14 protein-coding genes are annotated in these 15581 nt (G+C 67.7%); 6 read left to right on the top strand and 8 right to left on the bottom strand.

Going from position 1 to position 15581, the window contains the following annotated elements:
* Positions 1-372: 372 nt before the first annotated feature.
* Genes HTS88_RS17075 through HTS88_RS17050 form a run of 6 tightly spaced genes read left to right on the top strand, consistent with a single transcriptional unit; the run spans position 373 to position 6268 of the window.
* Complete coding sequence (locus HTS88_RS17075) at positions 373-1383, top strand: DUF7847 domain-containing protein (protein ID WP_174180433.1); 1011 nt, start codon at positions 373-375, stop codon at positions 1381-1383.
* Complete coding sequence (locus tag HTS88_RS17070) at positions 1373-2035, top strand: DUF4129 domain-containing protein (protein WP_174180431.1); 663 nt, start codon at positions 1373-1375, stop codon at positions 2033-2035. Before HTS88_RS17075 ends, HTS88_RS17070 begins: the two co-directional genes overlap by 11 nt.
* Positions 2032-3225, top strand: coding sequence for a DUF4350 domain-containing protein (locus HTS88_RS17065; protein WP_174180429.1), 1194 nt, complete (start codon positions 2032-2034; stop codon positions 3223-3225). The genes HTS88_RS17070 and HTS88_RS17065 overlap by 4 nt, the downstream gene beginning before the upstream one ends.
* A complete protein-coding gene (locus HTS88_RS17060) occupies positions 3222-4217 on the top strand; it encodes an AAA family ATPase (protein WP_174180426.1) in 996 nt (331 codons plus the stop codon). Before HTS88_RS17065 ends, HTS88_RS17060 begins: the two co-directional genes overlap by 4 nt.
* Positions 4217-5509, top strand: coding sequence for a DUF58 domain-containing protein (locus HTS88_RS17055; protein ID WP_174180424.1), 1293 nt, complete (start codon positions 4217-4219; stop codon positions 5507-5509). The genes HTS88_RS17060 and HTS88_RS17055 overlap by 1 nt, the downstream gene beginning before the upstream one ends.
* A 45-nt stretch (positions 5510-5554) precedes the next feature.
* Positions 5555-6268 (top strand): DUF4166 domain-containing protein, encoded by a 714-nt coding sequence (locus HTS88_RS17050; RefSeq protein WP_174180422.1) that lies wholly within the window; start codon positions 5555-5557, stop codon positions 6266-6268.
* A gap of 27 nt (positions 6269-6295) precedes the next feature.
* Here the strand turns inward: HTS88_RS17050 and HTS88_RS17045 are convergent, their stop codons facing one another.
* The 8 genes from HTS88_RS17045 to HTS88_RS17010 form a co-directional block, all read right to left on the bottom strand.
* Positions 6296-7363 (bottom strand): uroporphyrinogen decarboxylase/cobalamine-independent methonine synthase family protein, encoded by a 1068-nt coding sequence (locus tag HTS88_RS17045; RefSeq protein WP_174180509.1) that lies wholly within the window; start codon positions 7361-7363, stop codon positions 6296-6298.
* A gap of 2 nt (positions 7364-7365) precedes the next feature.
* Positions 7366-7773 (bottom strand): chorismate mutase, encoded by a 408-nt coding sequence (locus HTS88_RS17040; RefSeq protein ID WP_066277345.1) that lies wholly within the window; start codon positions 7771-7773, stop codon positions 7366-7368.
* Between the two features lie 105 nt (positions 7774-7878).
* Positions 7879-9603 carry an ABC transporter ATP-binding protein gene (locus tag HTS88_RS17035; protein ID WP_246256394.1) on the bottom strand — a complete coding sequence of 575 codons (1725 nt, stop codon included), beginning with the start codon at positions 9601-9603 and terminating at the stop codon, positions 7879-7881.
* The gene (locus HTS88_RS17030; RefSeq protein WP_174180420.1) at positions 9600-10613 is read right to left on the bottom strand and encodes an ABC transporter permease; all 1014 of its coding nucleotides are present in this window, start codon (positions 10611-10613) and stop codon (positions 9600-9602) included. Before HTS88_RS17030 ends, HTS88_RS17035 begins: the two co-directional genes overlap by 4 nt.
* Positions 10614-10615: 2 nt before the next feature.
* Positions 10616-11707 carry an ABC transporter permease gene (locus HTS88_RS17025; protein ID WP_174180418.1) on the bottom strand — a complete coding sequence of 364 codons (1092 nt, stop codon included), beginning with the start codon at positions 11705-11707 and terminating at the stop codon, positions 10616-10618.
* A gap of 142 nt (positions 11708-11849) precedes the next feature.
* A complete protein-coding gene (locus HTS88_RS17020; protein WP_174180416.1) occupies positions 11850-13484 on the bottom strand; it encodes an ABC transporter substrate-binding protein in 1635 nt (544 codons plus the stop codon).
* A gap of 227 nt (positions 13485-13711) precedes the next feature.
* A complete protein-coding gene (mnmA, locus tag HTS88_RS17015) occupies positions 13712-14848 on the bottom strand; it encodes a tRNA 2-thiouridine(34) synthase MnmA (protein ID WP_174180414.1) in 1137 nt (378 codons plus the stop codon).
* Between the two features lie 205 nt (positions 14849-15053).
* The coding region (locus HTS88_RS17010) for an aminotransferase class V-fold PLP-dependent enzyme (RefSeq protein ID WP_174180412.1) at positions 15054-15581 on the bottom strand (528 nt) is incomplete at its 5' end.

The following is a 15581-nucleotide window of genomic DNA, read 5'->3' as shown; positions in this document are numbered from 1 at the left end:
GAGGAGACCGGAGGCCCGGGCCTGCCTGCATGGGGGCAGACTCCGGAGCAGGACCTGCCTTCGGGAGGGCACCAACCGGCGCAGCAGCCGCCAGGCTGGCCGCCGCCGGCGGATCGGCAGCGCCCATGGGGTGCGCCGGCCGGGCAGCGGCCGCCAGGCTGGCCACCGCCGGCGGATCAGCAGCAACCTTGGGGGCCACCGGTGTGGCAGCGGCCTTGGGATCAGCCTGGCCCGCCATACCCGGGCGCCCAGGGCACGAACTCCCCCGGCCCCGGGTATCCCCATCCGGGCCGCCCGTACGGCCAGCCACAATACGTTGCTCCGCCCAAACCGGGCATCGTCCCGCTGCGCCCCCTGATGTTCGGGGAGATCATGGACGGTTCGTTCCAGACCATCAGGCGGAATGCCAAGGCCATGCTGGGCGCTTCCCTGCTGGCGCAGTCCCTCGCCGCCATCCTGACGGCAGTCCTTACAGCAGCCACAGCCACATCGATGGGCTCCATCGAAGCCTGGGCGGAGAGCGCCAGCCCCGCCGACCTCACAGCGCTGGGCCTGGGCTTCGTTGCCGCCATTGTGCTGGTTTCCGTTTTGACGATCTTCATCGCCTCCGTCCTGCAGGGCGCCATGGTGGTGCCGGTGGCGCGGTCCATCCTGAACCGCCCCACCGGTTTCAAGCAGATGTGGGTCCTTGCGCGGCCGCGGGTCTGGGCACTGATGCGGCTGGCGGGACTGCTGATGCTTGCCGGCCTGCTTGCCATCCTCGTCCCGGCAGCGGCCGCCGTCGCACTGATAGCCAGCATGGAACGGATAGGCGTCCTTTTGCTCATCCCCCTGTTCCTCGGCTTTGTCGCCTTGGCCGTATGGATCTACATCAAACTGCTCGTGGCCCCGGCCGCGGTCGTGGTTGAGGAGCTGGGTGCACTGGACGCCCTGCGCCGGTCCTGGGAACTGACCCGGGCCAACTGGTGGCGGATCCTTGGCATCACCGTGGTGGTGGGGATCATGGTGGGCATCATCAGCCAGGTGGTCATGATCCCGGTGAGCCTTGTACCCCCGCTGATGGCGGACTTCCTGTCGCCGCACGGCGGCGCCGGACAGGACGTGGCCATCGCCGTCGCGGTCGGCATCATCACCGCCGTGCTCGGTGCACTTGCCGGAGCGCTGGGCTACGCCTTCCAGACATCTGTCATGGCGCTGATCTACATGGATCTCCGCATGCGAAAGGACGGACTGGATATTTCGCTGCTCCGCATGATGGAGTCCGGCGCGGATCCGGACGGCATCCCGGGCCGCGGCCAGGCGGCAGCCCGGCCCGGAGGCTACCCCGGTGGCTGGAGCCCCGGCACCGGGCCTGCGGCGGGGGCATGGCCGGATGGCCGCTGAACCCCCGGTGCTGCCCGGGGCGGAAGAAGCCCGCCGCTGGGCCGCAGAGGAGCTTTCACACCCTGAATACCGCGACGCTGCCCCGGGCTGGATCGAAACGCTGTGGGAGGACTTCCTGGACTGGCTTTCAACCCTGGACGGGTCGGCGGACGCAGGCAGCACCGTGCCAAGCCCCGTCATTGGAGTCGTGATCGCCGTGATCATCGCTGCCGCGGTGATCATCGCCAAGCCCCGGCTGAACCCCAGGGCCCGGAAGGCCAGGGAGGTGTTCGAGCCCGAGGGCGTGCTGGCGGCCGCCGACTACCGGCAGCGCGCGGAAATGTCCGCGGCGGCTGGAAGGTGGGCGGACGCCGTCGTGGACCGCTTCCGGGCGCTTGTCCGCTCTGCCGAGGACCGCACCATCCTGGAACCCCAGCCCGGGCGGACAGCCGATGAGGTGGCCCGGGACCTGGCATTTCCCTTCAGCACCGAAGCGCAGCGCCTGGACAGGGCGGCGGTGACTTTCGATGCCATCCGCTACGGGAACAGGGCGGCGGACGCAGGCGACTACCGGGCGATGGCCAGCCTGGATGATGCGCTCGAAGCCCTCAAGCCCGTCCGCCGCCCGGACCACCAGGACCATGAGGCACCGCGCCCGGCGGTACTGCCATGACCGGGGCGGCTCCGGCTTCCGTGGTGTACGGAGGCACCGATGCGGACCAGGCATCCGTCCGCAGGACAGGGTGGGTCCGGCGTCACCGTGCCTTTGTGGCTTGTGCCGCCGTGGTGGCTGCCGCGCTGGTCCTGGTTCTCTGGGCGCAGCTCGGTCCCAAGGGCGACGCCGTTCCAATGTCGGTCCACAACGCCGGCCCCGATGGCGCCCGCGCGGTGGCGCAGATCCTGGGCCGGCACGGAGTAGCTGTCCACGATGCAGGAAACTACGGGGCAGCCATGGCGGCACTAGAGGCCGGTTCTTCGCCCACACTGCTGCTGTACGACAGGAACGGCTTCCTGGACGGGCCCCGCCTCCGCAGCCTGGCGGCGTCCGCCCACCGGGTGGTGGTGGTGTCGCCCCGGCTGCAGACCCTGGACGCACTCGACGCCGGCATCCGGCAGGCAGGGGTGGTGCCGGACGCGTCTCCAGTGCTGGAGCCCGGCTGCAGCCTGCCTGACCCGCAGGCCGCAGGTGCAGTTTCCGGGGAGTCCGGCTTCCTGTACGACGGCGGGACGACCTGCTACCGGCCGGACGGCTCCAGCGCAGGGCTCGTTGCCGTCGGCAACGGTGGCCGGCTCACCGTGGTGGGCAGCACCGCCGTCTTCAGCAACGGACAGCTGGACAGCCTGGGGCATGCCGCCCTGGCCATCCGGACGCTCGGCCCGTCCCCGGACCTTGTGTGGTACATCCCTGCCCTCGAGGACCTGGACACCGGGGGCAGCCCCGCAAGCCTCGACGACCTGGCCCCCGACTGGGTGCGTTTCCTGGGCCCGTGGCTCGTCCTGGTTGCCCTGGCGGCGATGGCCTGGCGCGGCAGGCGCCTGGGCCCGCTGGTGTTTGAGCCCTTGCCGATCGTGGTCAAGGCAGCGGAGACGGCAGAGGGCCGGGCGAGGCTCTATCAGGACTCCCGCGCCGTGGACCAGGCGAGGGACAACCTGCGGGCCGGCGCGCTGGTACGGCTTTCCGGGCACCTGCGGACCGGGCCAGGAGCCACCGCCGACCAGGTTATCGACGCAGCTGCCGGACTCCTCGGCAAGCCGGTCAGGGAGCTCCGCGAACTTATCAACGAACGTCCCGGCACCGAGGCGAGGCTTGTGGCCTGGTCCCGGGAGCTGGACACCCTAGAGAAAGAAGTCAAGAGCCGATGAGCGAGCAAGGCAGCAGCCCCCGGGTCCTGGACCACATGGATCATGATTCAGCCCGGCAGGCCCTTTTGGACGTGCGGCACGAGGTGGCCAAGGCCGTGGTGGGGCAGGACGCCACCGTCACGGGACTGCTGATTGCGCTCCTTTCCCAGGGCCACGTGCTTCTGGAGGGTGTCCCGGGCGTCGCCAAAACACTGCTGGTGCGTGCCCTGTCGGCAGCGCTGAGCCTGGACACGAAGCGCGTGCAGTTCACCCCGGACCTGATGCCCGGAGACGTCACGGGATCCCTGGTCTACGACTCGCACACCTCCGAATTCACGTTCCGTGAAGGGCCGGTTTTCACCAACATCCTGCTGGCAGACGAAATCAACCGGACGCCGCCCAAAACGCAGGCATCCCTGCTCGAGGCCATGGAGGAACGGCAGGTTTCCGTGGACGGGGTGTCCCGGCCGCTGCCAGCACCGTTCCTCGTTGCTGCCACCCAGAACCCGGTTGAGTATGAAGGGACCTATCCCCTCCCGGAAGCGCAGCTGGACCGCTTCCTGCTCAAGCTGACCATGCCGCTGCCCGGGCGCCAGGACGAAATGGAGGTCATCCGGCGCCACGCTGCCGGCTTTGACCCGCGTGACCTCATGGCTGCGGGGGTCCGGGCAGTAGCAGGTGCGGCAGACCTCTCGAAAGCCCGGCAGGCCGTGGCGTCGGTGGCGGTGGACCCTGAAATCATCGGCTACATCGTGGATCTGGTGCGGGCCACCCGCTCGGCCCCGTCGTTCCTGCTGGGAGTCTCTCCCCGCGGGGCCACGGCCCTGCTGAACACGTCCCGGTCCTGGGCCTGGCTGTCAGGCCGGAGCTTTGTGACCCCTGACGACGTCAAGGCCCTTGCGCTCCCCTGCCTGCGGCACCGCGTAGCGCTTCAGCCGGAAGCCCAGATGGACGGGGTCCGGGTGGATGACGTGCTGGGCAGCATCCTGGCCTCCGTTCCCGTTCCCCGCTGATGGCCATCTCCGGGCGTTTCGTGCTGCTGGTGCTGCTGGGGGTGGTGCCGGTCCTCCTGCTGCCCGACTGGGGAACGGTACTGCTGGTGTCCGGGGTACTGGCGGCCCTTGCCGCCGTCGACCTTCTGGCCGCGGCGCCGCTGCGGACGGTCAGCCTGCTGCGCACACAGCCCGGAAACGTCACCCTGCACGCGGCCGTGAATGCTGTGCTCACGGTCCGGAACGACGGCGGCCGCCGGCTCCGCGGCGTCCTGCGCGACGCCTGGCAGCCCTCGGCGGGGGCACAGAACGCCGTACAGGACATTGAGGTTCCGGCCGGCGAGAGCAGGCGCGTCACGGTACGGCTGCGTCCCGTCCGGCGGGGTGACCTCCGGGCACCGCACGCCACCCTCCGCTCGTTTGGCCCCCTGCTGCTGGCAGCGCGCCAGAAGACAATCCATAGCCCCGGCTCGCTGCGGGTGCTGCCGCCTTTCCACTCCCGCAGGCACCTGCCCTCCAAGCTGCGGAAACTGCGCGAGCTCGACGGCAAGGCCGCGGTCCAGATCCGCGGCGCGGGCACCGAGTTCGATTCCCTCCGGGACTATGTCCGGGGTGACGACGTCCGGTCGATTGACTGGCGGGCCACGGCACGCCGGTCCGCGGTGGTGGTACGCACCTGGCGGCCCGAACGCGACCGCCGTGTGGTCATGGTCCTCGATACCTCCAGGACGTCGGCGGCAAGGATCGACGACGAAACGCGCCTGGACACGGGCATGGAAGCGGCCCTCCTGCTGGGTGTCCTCGCGGAGCGGGGCGGAGACCGGGTGGACTTCCTCGCCTTTGACCGGCGTACCCGCGCCAGGGCCGGGTCCGCCGGGCAGGGGAACCTCCTGGGCCAGCTGGTCCAGGCCATGGCACCGCTTGAGGCCGAACTCATTGAGATGGACTGGCCGGCAGTCCCGGCGCAGGTCCGCGCCGTTTCCGCGCACCGGTCCCTCGTTGTGCTGCTCACGTCACTGGACGGCGGTGCGCCCGAGGAGGGCCTGATTCCCGTCGCGGCCCAGCTGGCCCGGCAGCACGTGGTGGTGGTTGCGGCGGTCCGGGACCCGCAGCTGGGAACCATGCTGGGAGTACGCGGCGACGCCACGGGTGTCTACCGGGCCGCGGCGGCGGAACGGGCTCTCCTGCAGCGTGCGGCGATCAGCGCAGAGCTCCGGCAGCACGGTGTGTCAGTGGTGGACGCCGAACCCCACCAGTTGCCGCCGCGGCTCGCTGACATGTACATCAGGCTCAAGGCTGCCGGTACATTGTGAGGTCACAGCACCTTGTTCCAGCCGCTTTCCCAGCAGGAGGTCCCCATGAACGTTCCCATCTACCAGCAGGCCCTCGGCGCGGACTTTTCGCGCCTGCAGCCTGAGCTGCAGGAGTACTTCTCGCTGGTGCCGGGCTCGGGCCGCTACGGCGTGGGTGAAGGAACGTTCGACGTCGTGGGCTGCCGTCAGGAATGGCTGCGGCCTTTGCTGCGGCTCACCAGCGGCGAGGAAGCCTTCTTCCCCGAGTACGGCGAAAACATTCCGTTCCGCATCGAGAACCACGCCCACCAGGACCCCTTTGGCCGTTCCAGCCTCACGGCCCGCCGTGAGATCCGGTTTCCGGGGCGCACCCGCATCTTCCAGGACACCACAAGCGCCACCCTCAGGAACGGCGCGCCGCAGCTGGTGGATTACGTAGGCCGGTACCGGCGGCTGGTCACCGACCTGAACCTGAGTGTCACGGCGGAGGGCCGGCTCCGGGGCGTGTCGGAAGCCTCACGGCTCCTCCTGGGCCCCCTCCGTTTCCCCCTTCCTGCCGCCCTGGACGCCAAAGCCTACGCAGAACAGTGGTGGGACCCGGCAGAAGGTCCCGCCGGCAAGCACCGGATCCAGGTGAAGGTGATCCAGCCGCAGATCGGCCTGGTCCTGGTCTACGCCGGCAGCTTCGACTACCGGCTGCGCCCCTACACCGGCGGCAGCTCGGCCCACAGCTTCCTGCCGCGGTACGCGCAGCCGGACCGCTGGGAAAACCGGGTCTGACGCCGCCGCCGGCCGGGGCCGCGCCGGCTAGCCCTGGGCGAGCTGGTTCAGCCCGTCCGCAAGCCGGGTAAGCCTGCCGAGCACTTCTGTGGCCTGCGACGGCGAGCCGCCGGCAAGCCCGGCGGAGGGTGTCACCCGGATGGAGGCAAGGGTGTGTGCCGGAAGGCCCAGCTGCCGCCAGGGCCGCCACACGGCCTCCACCGACTCGGCGACCTTGGGCAGCGGACCGCCGGCTGCCTCCACGGCGCCGAGCCACAGGCTTGAGCCTGATTCCACCGCTCCGGCCAGTTGCTCCCACTGCCGGGAGGTCAAAGCCTTCAGCGGAACGGCTATGCCGTCCGCGCCGGCAGCCAGGATCTGTTCGAAGGGCGCTTCCACCTCGGGAACGGAGATCACCGCTTCGGCGGCACCCGCGGCCCGCAAGGCGTCAAGGACCAGCCGCCACGATTCACGTGCTTCAGACGCCGGCACCGCCCGGAGGGTGCGGTAGCCGCTGGAGGTGGGAATGGTGCCGGCCAGGACCGCGGCGATCTCCGGCTCGTCCACCTGGACTACCAGGCGCGCACCCGGCACGGCGGCTGCCACCCGGGAGAGATACCCGCCCGCACCGGCGGCAAGCGAGTCCGCAAGGTCCCGCCGGGCGCCGTAGTCGAGGAGGGCACGCTCGCCGTTGTGCAAGTGAAGCCCTGCCGCCAGGCTCAGGGGTCCCACCAGCTGGACCTTGATCTCGGCGGCAGGATTTTCCTCCGCTCCGGCCACATCGGCAAGGACGTTGATGTCCGTGGCCAGGGCTGACGCGGCGCGGCGGAAGTCCCTGCCGGGACGGTCAACCAGCCGCCACCCGTAGGGCTGGACGTCAACGGCCAGCTCGGCGAGGAGGCTGGCCGTCCGGCCCAGGGCATCGGAACCAACTCCGCGGTCCGGCAGTTCGGCGAGGAAGGGCAGGTGCGGGCTGCCGAGTTCGCCCCGGATGATCCGGGCGGCCTCCACGGGGTCCTCGCCCGGCCACGGTCCCAGCGCAGTGGCCGTCACTTCCCGCGGCGGAGCGGTCGCCCGTGAGGAGGCGCCGCCACGGGCTTCTTGCCTCTCGACCATGCTCACGCGAGGGCTGACGCCTGCGGGTGCTGGCCCGAGGCAGCTTCGTGGTCTTCGGCGATCGCCTCGTGGTGCCTTATGACTTCCCCAATGATGAAGTTGAGGAACTTCTCGGCGAAGGCGGGGTCCAGGTGGGCGTCCTCGGCGAGGCGGCGCAGCCTGGCGATCTGCGCGGCCTCGCGGCCGGGATCCCCGGCGGGCAGCCGGTGGGCCGCCTTGAGGAAGCCCACCTTCTGGGTCGCCTTGAAGCGCTCGGCCAGCAGATAGACCAGGGTGGCATCAATGTTGTCGATGCTTGAACGGATGGAGAGCAGTTCAGCCATCACCGACTGGTCCACCTGGTCCGCCAGAGAACTGGCTGAGGGGTCGTAGTCATCGGCATCAGGAGTGTGAAGGTTGTGCTGCGTCATGGTTCAAGTCTATGGGCAGGCACCGGAATCACCCGGGTGTTAAGCGCCGGTGCCGGTATCCGGCACCGGCGCTTCGGGCTCCGACGCTGCGCTGCGTGCTGCCGCTCAGATGCCCAGCAGGGCGCGGTGCGCTTCCCTCCGTTTCGCTTGTTCCTGCGGATCGGGCACGGGCAGGGACGCGATGAGCCGCCGGGTGTAGTCGTGCTGCGGGTTTCCCATCACCTGGCTGCCGATCCCCTGCTCCACCAGGCGGCCCTTGTAGAGGACGCCGACCCACGAGGACAGCGTGTCCACCACCGCGAGGTCGTGGCTGATGAAAAGGCAGGCGAAGCCGAACTCCTGTTGGATGTCCCTGAACAGTTCCAGGACCTTGGCCTGCACCGAAACATCCAGTGCGGACGTCGGCTCATCGGCGATCAACAGCCGGGGATTCAGGCTCAGTGCCCGCGCCAGCGACGCCCGCTGTCGCTGGCCGCCGGACAGTTCGTGCGGGTACCGTCCCGCGTACGACGCCGGGAGCTGGACTGATTCAAGCAGTTCGCCTACGCGTTTGCGCGCCTGCGCCGGGCTTGGCTTCGTGTGGATGACCATGGGTTCGGCGATGCAGTCCCCAATGGTCAGCTGGGGGTTGAAGGACGCCGCCGGGTCCTGGAACACAAAGCCGATGTCCTTGCGGAGCGGCTTGAAGGTGCGTTCCTTGAGGTTCAGCATCTCGTATCCCAGCACCTTCAGGCTGCCGCCAGTGGTCCTGTTAAGGCCGGCGATGGCCCGCCCGATGGTGGTCTTCCCCGAGCCGGATTCCCCCACCAGGCCAAACACTTCGCCCCTGGACAGAGTGAAGCTGACCCTGTCCACCGCCTTGAAAGCCGGTGTTCCCAGCCTCCCCGGGTATTCGATGGACAGGTTGTTGGCCTCCACCAGGACTTCCTCCTCCTGGTGGGCCCGGCTGGCCAGTCCCTCGGAGGCGGAGTTCCGTCCGAGGTGCGGCACCGCGCCGAGGAGGCTGCGGGTGTAGTCCTGCCGCGGTTCCGCGAACAGGGTGCGGGCCGGAGCCTCCTCCACCACGTCGCCCTGGTACATCACCACCACCCGGTCGGCGAGGTCCGCCACCACCCCCATGTTGTGCGTGATGAGCACGATGGACGTGCCGTACTTGTCCCGCAGGTCCCTGAGCAGTTCCAGGATTTCCGCCTGCACCGTGACATCGAGGGCCGTCGTGGGCTCATCGGCGACAATCAGCCCGGGGTTCAGGGCCAGCGCCGCGGCGATCACCACCCGCTGCTTTTGCCCGCCCGAGAACTGGTGGGGGTAATAGTTGACCCGGTGTTCCGGATCGGGGATGCCCACCTTGCGCAGCGCTTCAATGGCCCGGGATTTGGCCTCCTTGGCTGAAACCCGTTTCCCGTCGCTTCCGGTGTGCGCCCGGATGCCTTCGGCAATCTGCCAGCCCACGGTGAACACCGGGTTCAGCGCGGTGGACGGTTCCTGGAACACCATGGCAACGTCCCGGCCCCGGATCTGGCGCAGCCGGGCGGCGCTGACGCTGATCACGTCTGCTCCGTTGATCAGCACCGCCCCGGAGCTGCTGGCCGTTTCCGGGAGCAGGCCCAGGATGGTCTTGGCTGTGACAGTCTTGCCGGATCCGGACTCCCCCACGATCGCCAGTACCTCCCCCTTCCTGACCTCGAGGCTGACGTCCTTGACTGCCTGGACCGGACCGCCGTCCGTGGCGAACGTGACCTGGAGGTGGTCGATGTCGAGAACGGGACGGCCGTCGTCGGGCTCTCCGTTGGGGCTCCGCCCGGACAATGGATCGATATTGACGGTCATGATGCCCTCACTTCGGTTGCGATGGCGGCGTTGTCCGCCGGCGCCGGGGAACTGCCGCCCGTGCTCTTGCGGCCGCGGAGGCGCGGATCATTCAGGTCGTTGATGCTCTCGCCCACCAGAGTCAGGCCCACTACGGTCAGCACGATGGCCAGGCCGGGGAACAGGCCCGTCCACCAGATCCCTGACGTGGTGTCGGCGAGCGCCTTGTTGAGGTCGAATCCCCACTCGGCGGCGGAACTGGGTTCGATGCCGAAGCCCAGGAACCCGAGGCCGGCCAGAGTGAGGATGGCTTCGGAGGCGTTCAGGGTGAAGATCAGCGGCAGGGTGCGGGTGGCGTTGCGGTAGATGTGGCGGGTCATGATGCGGATGTTGGACGCTCCCACCACTTTTGCTGACTCGACGAACGGCTCGGCCTTCAACCGGACGGTTTCCGCCCGAATGACCCGGAAATACTGCGGGATGAAGACCAGCGTGATGGCAGTGCCGGCAGCGAAGATGCCGCCGATGAGGCTGGATTGTCCGCCGCTTATGACGATGGCCATGACAATGGCCACCAGCAGCGAGGGAAAGGCGTACACGGCATCGGCGATGACCACCAGGATCCGGTCAAGCCACCCGCCAAGGTAGCCGCTGACCAGGCCAAGGACAACGCCGATGACGATGGACATGGACACGGCGACGACGATCACCAGAATCGCCGTCTGCGCGCCCCAGATGACCCGCGAGAGGACGTCATAACCGCCCACGGTTGTCCCCAACAGGTGCTTGCCGCCCGGGGCCTGCTGAGTGGGGAAGTTGCCGTCGGCGTCGGAAAGCTGGGAGAAACCGTAGGGTGCCAGCAGTGGTGCGAAAAGTGCCGTCAGGACGAACAGGCCTGTGAGGACCAGTCCGGCCACCAGCATGCCGCGCTGGAGGCCGACGCTTTTGTTGAAGTGTGAGACCACCGGCAGGCGGCGGTACCAGGGAGCCCGTGGACTTTCCATCGGGACGGGAACGGCCGGGATGCTCATGCTCAGTACCTCACGCGGGGATCGATCAGCGCGGCAATGATGTCCACGATGAAGTTGGTCATGGCCACGATGATGGCGAGCAGCACCACGATGCCTTGCACGGCCACGAAGTCACGGGCCGTGAGGTAGTTGGCGAGCTGGAATCCGAGGCCTTTCCATTCGAATGTTTTCTCGGTCAGGACCGCCCCGCCGAGCATCACTGCTATTTGCAGGCCCATCACCGTGATGATGGGTATCAGCGCGGGCTTGTAGGCATGCTTGGTGACCAGGCGGTATTCGCTGACGCCCCTGGACCGGCCGGCCTCAATGTAGTCCCTGCCCAGGGTGCCAATGACGTTGGTCCTGACAAGGCGGAGGAAGATGCCGGCTGTCAGCAGCCCCAACGCCACCGCGGGCAGGACGGCGTGGGCCATGACGTCTCCCAGGGCGGCCATGTTGCCGCTTCGAAGTGCGTCCAGCCAGTAGATTCCGGTGGGCGCCTCCAGTGACGTCAAGGCCAGTTCGCTGGACGTCCTGGCCCGCCCTGCCACCGGCAGCCAGCCGAGCCAGACCGAGAAGGTCAGCTTCAGCAGCATGCCGGCGAAGAACACGGGGGTCGCGTAGCAAAGAATGGCGAAGACCCGCAGGACGGCGTCCGGTGCCTTGTCCCGGCGGTGCGCCGCCACCATGCCCAGCGGAATACCTGCCACGAGGGCGACGAGCAGTGCGTTGATGCTCAGCTCCAGGGTGGCCGAGCCGTAGGTTGTCAGCATTTCGGAGACGGCGCGGTTGTCCGTGAGCGTCCGGCCGAAGTTGCCGGTGGCCAACTGGCCGAGGTACTCGAAGTATTGGACCAGGATGGGCCGGTCGTAGCCGGCCGCCTGGATCCGCTCCTGGAGCTGGTCCGCCGGAAGGCGCCCTCCCATGGCTGCGGTGATGGGGTCGCCGGTGATCCTCATCAGGAAGAAGACCATGGTGACCAGGATGAAGATGGTGGGAAAGATCAGCAGGAAACGGACCAGGATGTACTGTCCCAGTCCACCGTCGGATGATTTTTTGGCGGGCGGCAGTAGTCCGTCCGCGTCAGTTGGTGGCGCGTCGATCAATGTCGTCATGGGTACCTCAGGTTGTCTTTGCGGTGCCCGCTGCGGGCCGGCACCACATCCCGTCCAGCACGCGGGGCGGGACACGGGCGCCTGGCAACAGGTGCACCGTGTCCCGCCCCTTGTGCGGTCAGAGCCGGATGGTTCGGTGGACCTACTTGGACATCACACCAAGACGGGTCTTGAACGAGGCATCGAGGGTCTTTTCGACTCCCTGGACATCCGTTCCGGCCACCATGACCTGGGCGCCCTGCAGCAGCGGCAGCGTGGACAGGTCTTTGGCGATGGCTTCCTGGGCCTGGCCCAGGAGTTCGCTCCGCTCAGCCTTGTCCGTGGTGACCAGCTGCTTCTTCACGATCTCCGTCACGGCCGGGTTCTCGTAGTGGTTGCCGAGGAAGTTGCCCGGGATGAAGAACGGCGTCAGGTAGTTGTCCGCATCCGAATAATCCGGGAACCAGCCCAGCTGGTACACGGGGTAGGCGTCCGCCCGGCGTTCCTTGGTGTAGGTGGTCCACTCGGTGGACTTGAGGTCGACGGTGAAGAGCCCTGACTTTTCGAGCTGTTCCTTTACCAGTGCGTATTCGTCGGCCGCGGACGTGCCGTAGCGGTCCGTGTACTGCAGCTTCACGTCAACCACCGAGGTGATGCCGGCATCGGCCAGGACCTGCTTTGCCTTGTCCAGGCTAGGCTTGCCGCTGCCGTCGCCGTAGAGGCTCTTCAGCGGCTCGGTTGCGCCTTCGAATTCCTTGGGCACGTAGGAGTAGACCGGGGTGTAGGTGTCCTTGAAGACCTGCGAAGCAATGACGTCACGGTCAACGAGGTGGGCGATGGCCTGGCGGACGGCAAGGGCCTTGGCAGGATCGGCTTCGGGGGTCTTCGCGCCGAACGGCATGGTGTCGAAGTTGAAGACCATGTAGCGCAGTTCCCCGCCCGGGCCCTTGTGGACCTTCACCTTGTCGTCGCCTTCAAGGTCTGCGACGTCGGTGGCGGTAAGGATGCGCCCGGCGACGTCGATGTTACCCTGCTGGACATCGAGCTTCAGGTTGTTCGGGTCCGCGTAGTGCTTGAGCGTGGCTCCGTCGTTGGACGCAGCACCCAGCAGCCCCTGGTAGTCCGGGTTGGGTTTGAAGCTGACCAGTTCGTTCTTCTTGTAGCTTTCAATCGTGTACTGGCCGGCGAACGGCTTGGCCGCAATGATGGCGTCGTCGTCCATGATCTTGTCCGCCGGAAAGACTTCCTCGTCCACGATCGGACCGGGGTTCGAGGCAAGCACGCCCGGGAACACCTGGTCGTTTCCGGCTGCAAGGGTGAACACCACGGTGTTGACGTCCGTAGCCTCGATCTTTTCCATGTTGGCGAGCAGTGACGCCGGCCCGTTGGGGTCGTCGATCGTCTTGACGCGGTTGAAGGAAAACACGACGTCCGAAGAGTCCAGCGTGTTGCCGTTGGCAAACTTCAGGCCGGGCTTGAGCTTCACGGTGTATTCGGTGGGGCTGGTGAAGGAGGCGGACTCCGCGATGTCCGGGGTGGCATCTGCAGTGCCGGGTTTGTAGTTGAGCAGGAACGGGTAGATCTGGTTCATGACCATGAAGGATCCGCCGTCATAGGATCCGGCCGGGTCCAGGGTGACCACTTTGTCCGTGGTGCCGTACGTGATGGCGCCACCCCCGGCATCGCCGGTCGAGGTTCCACCGCCGCCGCCTGAGGGGCCCGTGCAGGCAGTCAGGGCGAGGGCGGAAATGCCTGCCAGCGCGATTGCGCCGTGCAGTGCTTTGTTGCTCTTCGTCATCTAAGAACTTTCTGTTCGATGAGTGCGCGCCCGCCGACCGCTGATGGGTGCATTTGCTCAGGCGGGAAGCGCGCGGTGCTGATGCCTAGATTCAATCAGAGAGTCAACACTCATCCCGGACCATTTTGTGAGTTGAGACACAAAATTTACCTGATTCCCCCTGGCGGCCACGCACAACCAACAACACCGCCCCGGCGGAACCGGGGCGGTGTTGGGGACACGCTGTCCTAGAGCTCGGCGCGCTGAAGCGAACGGGCGGCGTCGATGGTCGCCTGGCCCAGCACCCGGCTGCCCTGGTAGAGGACAATCGTCTGGCCCGGAGCCACTCCCCGCAGCGGGGTGGTGAGCCGCACTACCAGCTGGCCGGCGGCACCCGCGTCGTCACCTGCCGCTTCCATGCGGGCCGTCGCGGGCACGGGGTCGCCGTGGGCACGGACCTGGGCGTGGCAGTCGAACTCCGCGCCCGTCCCCACCTCGGCGATGGGCAGTCCTGCCCAGGAGACCTTGATGCCGCGGATCTCGTCGATGGCCAGCAGGGCCTCCGGGCCCACTACCACCTTGTTTTCCTTAGGGCGGATCTCCAGGACGAACCGGGGCTTGCCGTCGGCGGCGGGAGTGCCCAGTTTCAGGCCGCGGCGCTGGCCCACGGTGAAGGCGTTGGCGCCCGGGTGCTCGCCGACCTTCGTACCGGTTTCGTCCACGATGTCCCCGGTGGACATGTCGATCTTTTCGGCGAGCCATCCGGCGGTGTCACCGTCGGGGATGAAGCAGATGTCGTGGCTGTCCGGCTTGTTGGCTACGGAGAGTCCCCGGCGTTCAGCCTCCGCACGGACCTCGGCCTTGGACGGTGTGTCGGCCAGCGGGAACATGGAGTGCTTAAGCTGCTCGTGCGTCAGGACGCCCAGGACGTAGCTCTGGTCCTTGGCCCAGTCAGCGGCCCGGTGCAGTTCGCGGTTACCGTCCGCATCCTCGATGACCTTGGCGTAGTGTCCGGTGCACACGGCGTCGAACCCCAGGGCGATGGCTTTTTCCAGGAGCGCGGCGAACTTGATCCGCTCGTTGCACCGCATGCAGGGGTTGGGGGTGCGGCCGGCGGCGTACTCATCGATGAAGTCCTGGACAACGTCTTCCTTGAACCGTTCGGAGAAATCCCAGACGTAGTACGGGATGCCAAGGACGTCGCAGGCCCGCCACGCGTCGCGGGAGTCCTCGATGGTGCAGCAGCCGCGGCTTCCGGTGCGGAGTGTGCCGGGCATGCGCGAGAGCGCCAGGTGAACGCCGACGACGTCATGCCCCGCCTCGACGGCGCGGGCGGCGGCGACGGCGGAGTCGACTCCGCCGCTCATGGCTGCTAGAACTCGCATGGTGGCTTTCCCTCGGGTTTTCCCGGCTCCGGGCCGGTGCTGGCGAACGTGCGCGGGCTGGCTGCGCTGGATGGGGACGCTGGGTCCCGGCGCTGATTCTTGGTCTGATTCCTGGTCTGATTCTTAGGGCAGGCAGGCTCCCGGAAACGATCCTTGACTGTCTATTCTACGGCCTCAGCACAGAGCCCCGTCAGGCACGGCTCCGTCAGCCGCCGTTGGCGGCCCGGCGCGCAAGCGTTCCTGCGGTCTGGATGCTGGACTCGTGCCCGGCCATCCCCGCCTGCCTGGCCCGGGCATAGGCGTCAGGCAGCGCGGCCAGGAGGGCGTCGACGTCGCCCTCCACCGAGGCATGGCCCAGGGTGAACCGCTGAGCGCCCCGCGCCGTCTCCTCGTCCAGGCCCATGGCCAGCAGGACGTGGGAGGGCCTGGGTACACCCGCCGTGCAGGCCGAACCGGTGGATGACTCTACGCCGGCCAGGTCCAGCAGGAACAGCAGGGAATCGCCCTCGCAGCCGGGAAAAGTGAAATGCGCGTTGCCGGGGAGCCGGCCGTTTCCGGCAGCACCGCGCAGAACGGCTTCCGGAACCCGTTCCAGGACACCGTCAATCAGCCGGTCGCGGAGGCCCGCAATGCGTGTGGACTCGGTGCCCAGGGTGGCGGCGGCCTTCTCAGCGGCAGCGGCGAAGGCCGCGATCGACGCCGTGTCCAGGGTGCCCGAGCGGACGTCCCGTTC

The organism is Pseudarthrobacter oxydans (assembly GCF_013314975.1).
Lineage (GTDB): Bacteria > Actinomycetota > Actinomycetes > Actinomycetales > Micrococcaceae > Arthrobacter > Arthrobacter oxydans.
The sequence above is the reverse complement of the archived record's forward strand: the minus strand, read 5'-3'. Positions and strand labels throughout refer to the sequence as shown.

Coding starts and splice junctions, on each gene's coding strand:
- mnmA (WP_174180414.1), bottom strand. CDS start 14,848: ATGCGAGTTCTAGCAGCCATGAGCGGCGGAGTCGACTCCGCCGTCGCC.
- HTS88_RS17050 (WP_174180422.1), top strand. CDS start 5,555: ATGAACGTTCCCATCTACCAGCAGGCCCTCGGCGCGGACTTTTCGCGC.
- HTS88_RS17070 (WP_174180431.1), top strand. CDS start 1,373: ATGGCCGCTGAACCCCCGGTGCTGCCCGGGGCGGAAGAAGCCCGCCGC.
- HTS88_RS17060 (WP_174180426.1), top strand. CDS start 3,222: ATGAGCGAGCAAGGCAGCAGCCCCCGGGTCCTGGACCACATGGATCAT.
- HTS88_RS17075 (WP_174180433.1), top strand. CDS start 373: ATGGACGGTTCGTTCCAGACCATCAGGCGGAATGCCAAGGCCATGCTG.
- HTS88_RS17065 (WP_174180429.1), top strand. CDS start 2,032: ATGACCGGGGCGGCTCCGGCTTCCGTGGTGTACGGAGGCACCGATGCG.
- HTS88_RS17030 (WP_174180420.1), bottom strand. CDS start 10,613: ATGAGCATCCCGGCCGTTCCCGTCCCGATGGAAAGTCCACGGGCTCCC.
- HTS88_RS17035 (WP_246256394.1), bottom strand. CDS start 9,603: ATGACCGTCAATATCGATCCATTGTCCGGGCGGAGCCCCAACGGAGAG.
- HTS88_RS17055 (WP_174180424.1), top strand. CDS start 4,217: ATGGCCATCTCCGGGCGTTTCGTGCTGCTGGTGCTGCTGGGGGTGGTG.
- HTS88_RS17040 (WP_066277345.1), bottom strand. CDS start 7,773: ATGACGCAGCACAACCTTCACACTCCTGATGCCGATGACTACGACCCC.
- HTS88_RS17045 (WP_174180509.1), bottom strand. CDS start 7,363: ATGGTCGAGAGGCAAGAAGCCCGTGGCGGCGCCTCCTCACGGGCGACC.
- HTS88_RS17025 (WP_174180418.1), bottom strand. CDS start 11,707: ATGACGACATTGATCGACGCGCCACCAACTGACGCGGACGGACTACTG.
- HTS88_RS17020 (WP_174180416.1), bottom strand. CDS start 13,484: ATGACGAAGAGCAACAAAGCACTGCACGGCGCAATCGCGCTGGCAGGC.